Annotated in this window: 11 protein-coding genes; 3 read left to right on the forward strand and 8 right to left on the reverse strand. The window is 33.2% G+C overall.

From position 1 onward, the window contains the following. Positions 1–160: 160 nt before the first annotated feature. The 3 genes from COJ46_RS04030 to COJ46_RS04040 form a co-directional block, all read right to left on the reverse strand. Positions 161–586, reverse strand: a complete 426-nt coding sequence (locus COJ46_RS04030; RefSeq protein WP_097978819.1) for a TspO/MBR family protein — start codon at positions 584–586, stop codon at positions 161–163. Positions 587–738: 152 nt separating this feature from the next. Beyond that, on the reverse strand, positions 739–3,249 hold the full coding sequence (locus tag COJ46_RS04035; protein WP_098565722.1) for a cyanophycinase: 2,511 nt from the start codon (positions 3,247–3,249) through the stop codon (positions 739–741). Between the two features lie 175 nt (positions 3,250–3,424). Continuing rightward, positions 3,425–5,482, reverse strand: a complete 2,058-nt coding sequence (locus COJ46_RS04040) for a sigma-54 interaction domain-containing protein (RefSeq protein WP_098565723.1) — start codon at positions 5,480–5,482, stop codon at positions 3,425–3,427. A 262-nt stretch (positions 5,483–5,744) separates the two neighbouring features. Here COJ46_RS04040 and COJ46_RS04045 point away from each other — a divergent pair, with 262 nt between their 5' ends. From COJ46_RS04045 to COJ46_RS04055, 3 genes are read left to right on the forward strand one after another with little or no spacing between them, the layout of a single operon-like run. Further along, entirely contained in the window at positions 5,745–7,166 is a 1,422-nt protein-coding gene (locus COJ46_RS04045) for a YfcC family protein (RefSeq protein WP_098565724.1), read from the forward strand. A 33-nt stretch (positions 7,167–7,199) separates the two neighbouring features. Continuing rightward, positions 7,200–8,372, forward strand: coding sequence for a beta-aspartyl-peptidase (iadA, locus tag COJ46_RS04050; RefSeq protein WP_097978784.1), 1,173 nt, complete (start codon positions 7,200–7,202; stop codon positions 8,370–8,372). 22 nt (positions 8,373–8,394) lie between these two features. Continuing rightward, positions 8,395–9,621 (forward strand): cyanophycinase, encoded by a 1,227-nt coding sequence (locus COJ46_RS04055; RefSeq protein WP_218008680.1) that lies wholly within the window; start codon positions 8,395–8,397, stop codon positions 9,619–9,621. Between the two features lie 307 nt (positions 9,622–9,928). On the opposite strand, the gene COJ46_RS04060 is transcribed toward COJ46_RS04055, so the two are convergent. The 5 genes from COJ46_RS04060 to COJ46_RS04075 form a co-directional block, all read right to left on the reverse strand. Further along, on the reverse strand, positions 9,929–10,480 hold the full coding sequence (locus tag COJ46_RS04060; RefSeq protein WP_286145487.1) for an NmrA family NAD(P)-binding protein: 552 nt from the start codon (positions 10,478–10,480) through the stop codon (positions 9,929–9,931). After that, a complete protein-coding gene (locus tag COJ46_RS24915) occupies positions 10,468–10,755 on the reverse strand; it encodes a Rossmann-fold NAD(P)-binding domain-containing protein (RefSeq protein WP_286133660.1) in 288 nt (95 codons plus the stop codon). The genes COJ46_RS04060 and COJ46_RS24915 overlap by 13 nt, the downstream gene beginning before the upstream one ends. Before the next feature lie 570 nt (positions 10,756–11,325). Further along, complete coding sequence (glnA, locus tag COJ46_RS04065; protein WP_056470085.1) at positions 11,326–12,660, reverse strand: type I glutamate--ammonia ligase; 1,335 nt, start codon at positions 12,658–12,660, stop codon at positions 11,326–11,328. A gap of 114 nt (positions 12,661–12,774) precedes the next feature. After that, positions 12,775–14,076, reverse strand: a complete 1,302-nt coding sequence (locus COJ46_RS04070) for a glutamine synthetase family protein (protein WP_176522666.1) — start codon at positions 14,074–14,076, stop codon at positions 12,775–12,777. A 57-nt stretch (positions 14,077–14,133) separates the two neighbouring features. Next, on the reverse strand, positions 14,134–14,535 hold the full coding sequence (locus COJ46_RS04075; protein ID WP_056470089.1) for a MerR family transcriptional regulator: 402 nt from the start codon (positions 14,533–14,535) through the stop codon (positions 14,134–14,136). Positions 14,536–14,568: the final 33 nt, after the last annotated feature.

Below are 14,568 nucleotides of genomic sequence, written 5' to 3' on the forward strand. Positions count from 1 at the left end.
GTGTAAAAAAAGTAATGCCCCGAAAATGTTAGGCCAAGTAACATGTTTCGGGGTGTTTTTTTATCGCTAAATTTATTTCTTTTTTGAGGAACAAATGGGAGATCTTTGGGACAAATTTTCAAAATCTCTCTACTATGTAATTTAAAATTTGATAAACGTATTATTTATTTAAATAATACAGATTAAAGGATAGATAGGTTGCAAAGATAGTCCATACAGCATATGGAATTAATAATACAGCGGCTAACATCGAATAGGGTATCGTTAAAATGATTAATAAAACCGCTGTAACTGCTACAATTAAACAATCTAATGCTGCTAAATCAAGTCTCATTAATTTAAATTGAAAATAACTAAATGCCTGGTTACTTATATAATTTATGATCCAAATAAGCAAATAAGTAACTGAGGTATTTTTTAGACCAACTTTGTACTGTACTATAGAGAGTGACAGTGCAATTAATACATAGAGCACTCCCCATACGATTCCAAATAATTTACTAGGTGGAGTCCATACAGGTTTTTTCAACTTGCTATACCATTTAAGATCTATTGGAAATAAGATCCCAGACAATGAAAATAGCATTAATGCGAAAATAAATGTAAGAATTGAGCTCACATTCGTACCTCCCTATACTTGTACTCTACCAATATATATGTTTAATTTTATTCTTTAGTATGAAAAAAAGAGTACTTTATTAAATACTCTTTTTTAGGCAATACAATATTCAGTAAGTCCTATCGTATGACTACATTTATCGGTTTAATATCTAACGAAACATTTACCACACTATAATCATCTTTTTGACCATCCTTGTAAGTCCAGTAACCATTCGTTTCAGCTGTTTTTCTAAATGATAGTTCAAATCCTTTATCATCATTAAAACTATAGCTATGTACTTCTTTTGTTTGAGCATTATCAACTAAATTATATGCTAAAAAATTTTTTAGCAATCCATGCGGAGAAAATACTCCTGTGTAAGGGGCTACTTTTGAGTCATAATATTCAAATCCTTTTGTTGATGACTTTAAGTTACTTACGCTTACCTCATTCGTTAATAAATTAACATGATCTCCAGGCGAAATAACTGAAACTATAACATTTTTATACTTGTTTGGCATATTTTTACTTGTTTTTACTTTCGATAAATCAATAACAGTTAATCCTCCACGTCCAACTACATCGACTTGATGTTTTTTATTATTTACAACCATAGCCGTGTCTTCATCAACCCCATATGCTAATTGATTTTTCTTTCCTTTTTCATTTGCTGTAACAATTAAACGTCCTAATCTAGCTTTCTTATCAAAATGTTGATCGACAATTCCATCTTGAAAGAAATTCAATCCTTTTTCTAGGTAAACTGGTCCACCTTCCTGTTGTTCCATATCATCATAAAACTTTGTAAATCCATATCTTAAAGCACAATAACTGTCACCTCCAGCTATCATCGTATTGCTCATAATAGCTGCACCTGCACTTGTTCCACCTATAACAGCACCATTTTTATAAATCTTCCAGATGGCATCTAAAACTTTTGAATTTGAACCATTTTCATTTAATAAAGATGAAGTAATTAAAGTCTGGTCCCCACCAACAAACCAAATACAATTTAATTTACTAATCTTTTTAACCAACTGGTCATCATTCATATTGTTAATCCATTGCTTTTCGTCTACTGGAGTACCTTTAAAATCATGATTAGAAATTGGTAAAATCTCAATAGAATCTTTTTTAACTCCGTATTTAATTAAATCTTTTGTAAAATCATTCGAAGAAGTCAGTTTTGTACTAGCCGCAGGGATGATTCCTACTTTTGCATTTTCAGGTCCTCCTGCAAGTTCAATCAATTTATTATAAACTGCACTATTACTACTTCCCAACGCTCCACCGACAATGACTAAATTCCCTTTTATCGGTTCTTCGCTAGCCTGATTGGATACTTTAAAATCTGACTTCTTATAGTCAATGTCAATTTCCGAATCTTGTTCACTAAAGACTAATTTTCTAGGATGAATATCCATTGTTACATTTTGAATCGAATAATCATCTTTTTGTCCATCAGTATAATTCCAGTAACCATTTGTATCCTTTGATTTTCGGAAAACGATTTCGTACCCTCTGCCTTCTTTATCATATAAATATGATTTTACTTCCTGTGACGATTCGTTATCAACAAGCGAGTAAGCTAAATAATCTTTTAACTTTCCATAAGGTGTTAGTAACCCTGTATTTGGTAATGCTTTAAAAGAGTAATACTCATATCCTTTTGTTTCATATTTATTTTTAGAAAAATCAATCGTATTAGTATCAAAATGGATCTTGTCACCTTGAGCTAAGTAGTTAATTTTAATATTTTCTAAATTTCCGTTTCTTTTTGCTTCATTTACATCAATAACAGATACACCACTGCGTCCTATTACTTCTATGGCTTTTTCTTTGTTGCTAACAACCATTGCAGTGTCTTCGTCAATTCCATAAGCAAGATTCCCATTATTTTCATACTGGATTGCTGTAATTGCTAATCTAGCGAAACGAGCTCTTTCATCCATATGCTGATCAACTAAACCATTTTGAAAGAAACCTAGTCCTTTTTCAACTGACAGAGGTTCATACTCTTTACCTTCTCCTTGGTTATGATTTTTTTCATAATATCCCTTTAATGCACCAAGGCTATCTCCGCCTGTTATCATCGTGTTGCTCATTATTGCAGCTCCAGCGCTCGTCCCACCAATAACTGCACCATTTCGATAGATACCCCAGATTTCTTGCAAGACTATTGAATCTTTACCTTCTGATCGTAATGTATCAACTATACGTTGTTGGTCTCCACCAACGAACCAAATAGCAGTCAGCCCTCTTATTTCCTTTGCAATTTCTGAACTATTAGCATGATCCTTCCAATTAGACTCATTTTCATCTGTATCAGAAAAATCATGATTTGATAAAGGTAAAATCTCTACTGATTCTGGACTTACACCATAATTTATTAAATCCTGTCTAAAATCTATAGAAGATTTTAATTTACCGCTAGCAGCAGGAATAATGCCAATTTTAGCCTTTTTAGATCCGGCTAATTCAATAAATTTTTCATACACTACTTTATTCGAAGAACCTAACCCACCGCCAACAATAACAAGGTTTCCTTGAATATCTTCTTGTGAACTTTGAGCTCTTACATAAGATAACCCTGAAACTGAAAACGTTAAAATAAAACTAACCAATAATGCAATAAATTTTTTTCTCATTTCTTAACCCCTTTACTTATTTTTTAGCTTACTTCTGAATATAAGCAAGTTTTATACCAAAAATAAGTAGTTTGACTAGACAAGGTTTCAAGACTATTTATTCCATTTAAAAACTAGTTTTGGGTGAATAAATACAACCAATTCTAACCAAATAGATATGTATTATTTACAGATCTTAAAGATGTTTATTTTGTATGTTAGCTTTTAGAAAATGCAAGTATTCCATTCCATTAGTAGTAATCTTCGTACCTGCTCTTCCTCTCCCTTTCGTTATCAAGCCCTTATTCCCCATAATTTCTAATCGAAGTCTAATTTGCTGTGGAGATAGGTATCTTCCTTTTTCCTCACTCGAGCTGGATATAAGATCCCTACTTGCTGCTTTACCTAAATCATTACAGTTTTTTATCGTTTCAAGAATTGTAATAGATTCTTCAATTTCAAGAACACTTGTAGGAAGTTCAAATTGATTTTGATCTCTTTTTGGGTGTTCGCTGTTCTCTGTATAGTTATAATGAGGAAAGTCGTTTTGAGAAATCGTATTTCCCTCACAAACAGTAAGCATATAATCAATAACTGATTTCAATTCCCTAATATTACCTAACCAATTTAAACCCATTAATTCATTTAAAGCTTCTTCCTCAATCGAAACGCCTTTTCCACTTATAGAGATAAAGTGTTGAACAAGCAATGGTATGTCTGTTCTTCTTAAGCGTAACGGTGGAATAAAAAGATTTAAGACATTTAATCTGTAATACAAATCGGATCGGAATGAGTTGTCTGAGATTTTATAATGGATGTCTTTGTTAGTTGCAGCAATGATGCGAACATTAATAGGAATGATTTTTCTACCACCTATTCTACGAATTTCTTGTTCTTGAAGAACACGAAGTAAATGTGATTGAACATTTAAACTGATGTCACCTATCTCATCTAAGAAAATCGTTCCCCCATCAGCAATTTCAAAAAGACCTTGTTTCCCACCTTTTTTTGCCCCAGTAAACGTACCATCTTCATAACCAAACAATTCACTTTCTAGTAAACTTTCAGTAAAAGCACTACAATTAATGGCTAAAAAAGGGCCGTTTTTCCTGTTTGATTGTTTATGGATTGCATGTGCAAAAAGTTCTTTACCTGTACCTGTTTCACCTTGAATTAAAATAGGATGCTCAGCTTTTGCAAGTTTTGTTGCTATTCGTTTACATTCTAAAATTGTGTCATCCTCTCCAATAATATCCGCAAAGTCATATCTTGCATAAAAGCCCTGCTTTCTAAACTCTCTCTGCGCTGTTTTTTCTATTTCAAATGCTTGATTAACACTCTTAAAAGTAGCAACGATCCTGTCATCTTCATGACTATACGTCCGATAGATAACATTATCTATATTGTCAATTGAAAAAAATTTAGATTCATCTGTACCATTTAAAATAAAGTCTCTTATATTTTGTTCCTTAATAATCTCTTCTATATGCTTACCTTCATAGTTACTTTTAGTTAATTTAAACAACTTAATAATCCGATCATTTAGCACAGTTATTCTTTTATATCCATCAATTGCTAAAATTCCATCATCAACCGTATTTACAACACTTTGGATATGTCTATTTACTTTCTTTACACTTTGCTCTGCATTGAAAAGTTCTCTATGTAAGTCAATAATATTGCGTAAATACTTTTCTGAAATTAATGTTGCTATATTATCGTTAAATTGAAAATATTCTACAATGTGTAAAATTGTAGAGATATCAAAAAGTCTTACGCCGATATCCAATACATGTTTTATATATGACGGACTTAAGTGAGTTTCACCTGGTGAAACAGAAAGATTTATATCTGGATAATATAGTTGATCACTTTTAAATGGTACATACTCCAAATGATGAATCCCCAATTGGTACAAAGACTGAATAAGTTCAACTGTTGAATGAAAATCATCATTAACTACAAGAACTTTTGTCCCCTCCTCAATTCTCAATAATTTGTCTACATTTTCATGATTAAGTGTTCTTTTCCCAACTATGATTTGTTTAGCACTTAATTGTGCAAATTTTTCCGTTTCAATTTTTACTGCCTCCGACGAAAAAAGTATTATTTCATCTTGAAATACTTTATGTTCTCCCTCATCAATTGCATAAGAGTTAATCGTTATGTATTCTTCTAGCAATTGCGTTAGTTGATTAGACAAAGCTTGTCTTGTTTTTGAACTGCCTGTTATCAATGTTAATGAATTTTTCATCTCTAATTTCTCTCCATATTTGATAAAATTGGTTTTATTATAGCACCAAATAAACCAAAAAGAACCAATTAATCTGAAGAATCTATCAAATTTTCTTAAAAATAAGACATTTAAAATTGGCACGCTACTTGCTTATAGAATGTTATAGCCATTTTAATAGATTTTGAGAATTTAAATTTGGGGAGGGAATATATGGAAGCGTTTTAATGATCAATTTCTATTAGTATTAATTAGCTACTTATCATTAAAAGGAGATGAACCTATGTCACAAATTCACGCAAATAAAATGACACCTAAGACAAAAGTTATGAAAGAACGTAAAATTAATGTTTTTGCATTACTTTTAGTAATTCTATTAATCGCGACAGCTCTTACTTACGTATTACCTACTGGGGAATACGCCCATATCGACGTTGACGGACATTCATCAGTCGATCCGAATTCATTTAAATCAATCGCTGCTACACCAGTTGGTCTCTTCGATATGGTAAAAGCCATTCATTCGGGTATGGTAGAAGCAGGCAATATCATTTTCTTCGTTTTAATTATTGGAGGATTTTTTGGTGTATTAAGTGCTACTGGCACAATTGAAGTGTTAATCTCAACAATGGCTAGAAAACTTGCAACTAGAGAAAAGTTATTAATTCCTATTATGATGCTGTTCTTTGCAGTTGGAGGTTCCTTAATGGGAATGGCTGAAGAAACTTTAGCTTATATTCCACTTCTGGTTCCATTAGCACTTGCTTTAGGATTTGACACTATGACAGGAACTGCAATCGTATTAGTTGGAGCGTCAGCAGGTTTTACAACAGCGATTATGAATCCGTTTACAGTTGGTATAGCTCAAGGAATAGCAGAACTTCCTACATTTTCTGGTATGGGCTTTAGACTTGTCTTATTTGTAGTTGTTTATTTAATATCAGTTATTTTCATTTATCGATATGCTATGAAAGTAAAGAAAAATCCTAACATAGGATTCTATGGGAAATATTCAATTGAACAAACTAATGATCTATTAACTTCTAAAGCTAAATTATCTTCTAGACATAAATGGATTTTAACTGCGTTTCTTATAAATTATATTATTTTAGCTTTTGGAGTTATTAAATATCAATGGTATATTACTGAGATTGCTTCTTTATTTATTATCTTAACGATTGCAATTGGAATAATTGGAAAATTATCAATTGATGACGTTGTTAAATCATTTACACAAGGATCTGCTTCTTTAATTAGTGGTGCTCTTATTATAGGTGTTTCCCGTGCGATTCTAGTTGTTTTAAATCAAGGACATATCGTTGATTCAATGCTTCACGGAGTATCTGAAGTGATTAAACATATCCCTGCTTCTTTAAGTGTAATTGGGATGTATAATTTCCAAGCAGCTATACACTTTATTTTAGCTTCAGGTAGCGGTCATGCCATGTTAACAATGCCAATTATGGCTCCGCTTGCTGATCTACTAGGAATTACACGACAAACTGCTGTTCTATCTTTCTCTTTTGCTGATGGTATTGGTAATATTATTTTCCCAACAGCAGGAACTTTAATGGCAGGTTTAGCAATCTCAGGTATACCTTGGACAAAATGGGCGAAATGGATTTTCCCATTAGTATTTGTTCAATATATTATTGGTTTAATTGCTGTTGTAATCGCACATTTAATGAACTACGGTCCATTTTAATGAAATAACAAAGGATTTAGGAGGAGAAAAAAGTTGTTAACCTTAATAAAAAACGGTCAAGTATACACACCACACTCTATTGGCAGAAAAGATATACTTTTAGCAGGTGGAAAAATTGAAATGATAGCAAATCAAATTACTATTCCACCTGACTTTCCTTCTTGCGATGTCATAGATGCCTCCAACTCTTTTGTTGTACCAGGTTTTATTGATTCACATGTACATATCATTGGAGGTGGTGGGGAAGGCGGATATAAAACACGCACTCCAGAACTAATGCTTACTAATGTTACTACTGCTGGTGTTACTACAGTAGTTGGTGTATTAGGTACAGACGGTACAACAAGAACAATGGAGAATTTGCTTGCAAAAGCACGTGGTTTAGAAGAAGAAGGGATTACTTGTTATATTCACACTGGTTCTTATCAAATCCCTGTAAAGACACTAACAGAATCAATTCAAAGTGATATTATTCTAATTGATAAAATTATTGGAGTTGGTGAAATTGCTATTGCAGACCACCGTTCCTCAGAACCAACTATTGAAGAACTTGCAAAGATTGCATCTGCTGCACGAAATGGAGGCATTTTATCTGGAAAGGCTGGCATCTTAGAAATTCATGTCGGTGATGGCAAAGATCAACTTTCACTTCTACATCAACTAGTTGAACAGACGAATATTCCAATTCGTCAGTTCCACCCGACTCATATTAATCGAAATGAAGAATTGTTTAAAGCTGGTATTGATTATGCACTTAAAGGTGGTTTTGTAGATTTTACTACTAGCACAATCCCTCAGTTTTTGGAGGAAGGCGAAGTAAAGTGTAGCAAGGGACTACGAGTTATGCTTGAAGAAGGGGTTCAGATCGAGAACATAACTTTTTCATCCGATGGTCAGGCAAGTCTTCCTTTTTTTGATACAAATGGAGACTATTTGGGACTTCAAATAGGAAAAGTTTCATCATTATATCAAGAAGTAAGAGATGGAGTAATTGATGAAGGAATTCCATTAGAAGTAGCATTACAAGTCATTACTTCAAACCCTGCACAAGTACTAAAACTACCAAACAAAGGTAATATAAAACCTGGTAATGATGCTGATATTGTCATATTGAATCAGAATACTTTAGAAATTGAAACAGTAATTGCACTTGGGAAAAAGATGGTTGAAGAAGGTATTCCGGTTGTAAAAGGCACTTTTGAATAACACATTTCAGGAGGTATTAATGATGAAGTTGAATTACAAGTTTAAGTTTTCAATCGTATTATCATTAGTTTTAGTATTTTCGTTAGTTTTTGGAACTTCTTTCTTACGAGCTGAAAAAAGTGTTGAAGCTGCAGCTGCACCAAAAGTATTTTTAATGGGTGGTGCAATTGATGATAGTAATGCCGAAATTTACAATGCACTAAAAGCTGCAACCGGCAAAACTAATCCAGTAGTTGCAATTGTATGTAGTGCAGCTGCTGACTACGCAACAGCATTAGACGCATACACCAATGATATAACAGGTCACTTATCGTATAAAAATTTATTTACTAAATATGGTTTTACACCAGTATTTATTCCTGTAGCAGTTGATAACTATACAACTGAAGCTTATAAGCAAAGTAATATAGATCTAATCAACACCGCAGACGTTATATTCTTTAATGGTGGTGATCAGTCCCGTCATGTAAGAAGTTTACTAAAAGACGATGGAACGCCTACCCCACTTTTTGCAGCAATCCAACAAAGAGCAGCAGCTGGAGCTATTATTTCAGGAACAAGTGCTGGAACTGCTGTACAAAGTCCGAAAACTTATGGGGAAGGTGTTAGTTACGGATACTTATATTACAATCGTTTATTGTCAAAGAAAATCAGTGACATCTCACTAGCTGATTCTCAATACCCGGATAATGGTGGATATACAACAGGTTTCGGTTTTGTAAATGCTGCAATTGATACACATTTCGATGCTAGAGGTCGCATAGGTCGAATTCTTTTAGCTGAAAGAGACTTAGGTCAAAAGGTTGGTTATGGAATTGACGAAAACACAGCACTTTATTTGAACGGTACTACTGGCAAAGTGTATGGTGAACACGGTGTTTTCATAGTAGACTCAACAAATGCAACTTACGGAACTGCTGCATCGTTTACGGCAAATAATGTAAAAGTAAGTTATTTAACAACTGGTGATAGTTATAATACGAGCACGAAATCAATCACATCATCTAAATCATTAATTACAACACCTTACTATTCGACGATTCGAGATTCTTCGGATATATTTTCAGCATATGAAACAACTACGACAATTACAAGATTGGTAGATACAAATGTTTCTTATTTATATGGTGATAGTTATGAATCAGGTCCCAAGTTTACATTAAAGTTTATAAAAGACGCAAATACAAAAGGATACTATAACAATAGTAAATATACTGTTAGTAATGTTGTACTGAATGTAAGCTACTAACTTAAAGTAAAAAAAGAAGATTTACGCTACGTAAATCTTCTTTTGTTTCGAACAAAAAGAACTTATTCTTCTGGTATAAGAATAAGCTCTTCTATTTGCGAGTTTCATCTATATGTCGAAGTGCACTAAACTTTTTTTCTTTAGAACTATTTAAAATAAATCAGGATATGGAAATTTTGTGAGTTACCAACCAACATAACGAAATTTCAATATTAAGTATAAATAGAACCGGTAGATTAAATACTTTGAAATTAACTTCTACCAAATTAAAAAATTAAATTCATTTACTAGTTTAAATACAATTCAATCATTTAAGCGAGTCTAAATTGTCTATAACAAATTGTTCAAACTTAATTGGTTCCCTCCCTAATAAATTCTCTAAATCTGTTGTTATTTTTTTTGCAAGTCCTAATTTTGCGGTTGTGTATATACCGATCATAACTATAATAAAATCGCGAGCTAACCCTTTTTTTCTCATTTTTCTCCAAAAGGTTAAAATACTTGGATTTGTATATATTATGTCTTTTCGTAGGTGCTTCGATAAGATCTCAGCCACTTCAAAATAACTAATAGCTTCATTTCCTGTTAACGAATAAGATTTGAACCTATGACCATTTTCGGTTAATGCTTTTGCAGCCACCACACCGATATCCCTTGTATCGATAAAACTCGTTTTCCCTTTACCCGCTGGTACAAAAATAATATTTTCCTTTACCAGTTCTTCAACATGTTGATTTAATAAATTCTGCATGAAAAAACTAGGTCTTAAAAATGTATAAGGTATCCCCGAGTTGATAATTAATTCCTCTATCTTGGAATGCGGAACTACTTTATTTTTATCAGCACCTAATAAAGACAAAAAACAATCTGTTCAATCCCTACTTCTTTTGCAATTTCAATAACTGGTTCAAAATATTTCTTATCCGCAAGATGTGGAGGACGTATTAAAAAAAGCTTAGTTATTCCTTGAAAAGCAGGTCTAATTGATTTTGGATCTTCAAAGTTTAAATAAACATTACTAGTATTTTTTTTACTTGTGGATATTTTAAAATTAGCATTTACCTTTAGTAGTTCTCTCACAACTTCTTTACCTACAGTACCATTTGCACCTGTGACTAGAATCAAATTGTTCACTTCTTTCTATTACCTTCTTATATCGTAATATTATATAAGTTGCTATAATTGCCCTTTCAATAGTACAACCACATTTATATTTACTTAAACATCTTTTGTTACTACTACTCCAGAGATTCTAATAACATTTTTAACGATCGATATACTTCAATGATTTTTATAATCACAATCACATCTAAAATTGGGTTATATCACACCACTTGATTCGTACTAGTCCGAATATCATATTCTAATTTTCGTAAATACAACGTAATCATAATTTTTATTATTATTTTCTAATAGTTTATCATATTTATATATACTTAAGAGTTAATTATTTAAGAATTAAATGTGAACATTCAATTTATCTTTTAACGTATCAAACATATCCATCCGTGATAACGGATGTGGTTTGCTCTTCGGGTGTAAGCCTTCGTTACCAAGCAAACCCTAAAGGTCTGCTGAACCGCTCGCCTGAATCATCTTGCAGTTAATTTGGGAGATTCATGAGTAATTTAATTAATATGAAACCAACAAACTGCTCATAAATAAAAAAACCCTCAACGCCAATAGCGTCAAGGGTTGATTTGATTAATATACTGACATGTATTGATCTCTTTCCCAAGGGTGAACTTGAGTACGGAAGATATCCCATTCGATTTCTTTTGCTTCTACAAAGTGTTCGAATAAGTGTGATCCAAGAGCACCAACGATTACTTCGTCAGTTTTTAATAGATCTAGTGCAGCTGCTAAAGTTGCTGGTAAATCGATGATTCCAACTTCTTCGCGCTCTTCTTTAGACATAACGTAGATGTTACGGTCTACTGGAGCTGGAGCTTCTAATTTATTTTTGATTCCGTCTAAACCTGCTGCCAATAATACTGATAATGCTAAGTATGGATTTGCAGCTGGGTCAACTGAACGTACTTCTACACGTGTGCTTAAGCCACGAGATGCAGGAATACGAATTAGTGGACTACGGTTTCTTGCAGACCAAGCAACGTAACATGGCGCTTCATAGCCAGGTACTAAACGTTTGTATGAGTTTACAGTTGGGTTTGTAACAGCTGTAAAGTTTGGAGCATGTTTTAAGATCCCTGCGATGAAGTGACGAGCAGTTTCACTTAAACCTAATTCACCAGTCTCATCGTAGAATGCGTTTTTACCATTTGTAAATAATGATAAGTTACAGTGCATACCTGAACCGTTTACACCAAATAATGGTTTTGGCATGAATGTAGCGTGTAAACCGTGTTTACGAGCGATTGTTTTTACAACTAATTTAAATGTTTGAATGTCATCACAAGCTTTAATTGCACCAGCATATTTGAAATCAATTTCATGTTGTCCTGGAGCTACTTCGTGGTGAGATGCTTCGATTTCAAAGCCCATTTCTTCAAGTTCAAGAACGATATCACGACGGCAGTTTTCACCTAAATCAGTTGGTGCTAAGTCGAAGTAACCACCTTTATCATTCAACTCAAGAGTTGGTTCGCCTTTTTCATCTAATTTAAATAAGAAGAATTCTGGCTCAGGCCCTAAGTTGAAATCTGTGAAGCCTAGAGCTTCCATTTCTTTTAACATACGTTTTAAGTTATTACGAGGATCTCCTTCAAATGGAGTGCCATCTGCATTGTAAATATCACAGATTAAACGAGCTACTTTTCCTTTTTCAGCAGTCCATGGGAATACTACCCAAGTGTCTAAATCAGGGAATAAATACATATCTGATTCTTCGATACGAACGAATCCTTCGATTGAAGAACCGTCAAACATCATTTTATTGTCTAAAGCTTTTTCAAGCTGACTTACTGGAATTTCAACGTTTTTGATAATTCCTAGTAAATCCGTAAATTGTAGACGTATGTACTTTACGTTTTGTTCTTTTGAAATACGGAAAATATCTTCTTTTGTAAACTTAGCCATTATAAAAGTTCCCCTTTCGTATGCAACAAACAAAATTAGTCTAACACACTTTAAAATAGAAAAGTAGAGATAACCTACTTCCACTTTTCTATTTTTTTATTTTAAGTTTAGTGATTAGCAGTTTAAATATGTTTCTTTTTCCCATTCTGATACACGTAATCGATATGCATCCCATTCTTCTTTTTTATTTTGAAGGAATGAATAAAATACGTGTTTCCCTAATACTTGCTGCAGGAATTCACTGTTTTCAAGTTCTGTAACTGCTTCAAGTAAACTTCCAGGCAATGTTTCAATACCTTCTGCTTTTCTAGTTACGTCATCCATCAAATACAGGTTTTCACTTCGTTCGACTGGAGGTGTTAATTTTCTTTCAATACCATCCAAGCCTGCAGATAATAAAACAGCTAAAGCTAAATAAGGATTTGCAGATGGGTCTGGATTTCGTACTTCGATTCTTGTACCTGCACCTCTAGCAGCAGGTATACGAATTGTACATGTACGATTACTTTGTGACCAAGCTACATAAACTGGTGCTTCATAGCCTGGAACTAAACGCTTATATGAATTAACTGTTGGATTTGTAACTGAAGCATTTGCACGAGCATGTGTTAGTACACCTGCAATAAATTGTCGTGCTGTTTCAGATAATCCAATTGAATCATGCTGATCATAAAAGGCATTACCATTATCATTTCCTAGACTCATATGACAATGCATACCTGAGCCATTTTCTCCAAAAATTGGTTTTGGCATGAATGTAGCAACTAAACCATTTTTTTCAGCAATTGTTTTAACAGTATATTTAAATAGCTGAATATTATCAGCTGTTTGTAATCCTGGTGCGTACTTCCAATCAATCTCATGTTGACCGATTGCAACTTCGTGATGTAAAGCCTCAACTTCTAACCCTAAAGCCTGAAGTGCTTTCGTAATTTCACGTCGTATTGTAACTGTTTTATCTAGGGGGGCTACGTCAAAATATCCACCATTGTCATTTGGAACTAACTGATTTCCCTCCTTATTAAATAGGAAGAATTCAGGTTCAGGTCCTACATTAAAAGAAGTAAATCCCTTGTCAGTCGCTTTTTCAATTGCTCGTTTAAGCACATTTCTTGGATCACCTTCAAAAGGTGTACCATTTGGATAATAAACATCGCAAATGAAGAGTCCAACTTTTTCGTTAGTGTCGACTTTCCAAGTATTCAAATCTGGGAAAAGCATCATATCACTTGCTTCAATTTTTGTGAATCCATTAATACTAGAGCCATCAAACATAGTTTCATTATTAAGTATTTTTTCAATTTGCGTGATTGGTAGTTCTAAATGTTTGAATACCCCTTCTACATCTGTGAAAAACAACTGTACAAATTCAAGACTGTGTTCTTTGGCACTATTTAAAATCGTTTCCTTTTTCATTTATATTTCCCCCCATATAAATATAAAAGCTAGAATAATCCGGACTTAATCAATAACTTAATGAAAGAATCGAGACATATCTCCTTGTCGTAAAGAAGTTCTACCTAATTTACCATTTTGATATAACTCTTGACGAAGCATTTTTCGAAGCTGTTCATCTGATATTGATTTTTCAACAATGACTTGTTGAACCACTGTTTCTTTGGATTTTTCTGACGATTTTAAATTGAGTACTTCTTTAATTCCTGCTAAATTCAAGCCTTGTTCTATAAAAGTTTTAATCTCTAATAATCGATCGACATCATTGAAAGAAAATAATCTACGATTACCTTCAGTACGAGCTGGACGAATTAAATCATGCTCTTCATAATATCGAATTTGTCTTGCAGATAATTCAGTTAACGAAATGACTATTCCGATTGGGAAAAGTGGCGTTGAGCGTCTTACTTGATCATTCATAGCAATGCTCCTTTCGTTCATCTATAAGTATTT

This window comes from Bacillus sp. AFS077874 (assembly GCF_002566505.1).
Lineage (GTDB): Bacteria > Bacillota > Bacilli > Bacillales > Bacillaceae_G > Gottfriedia.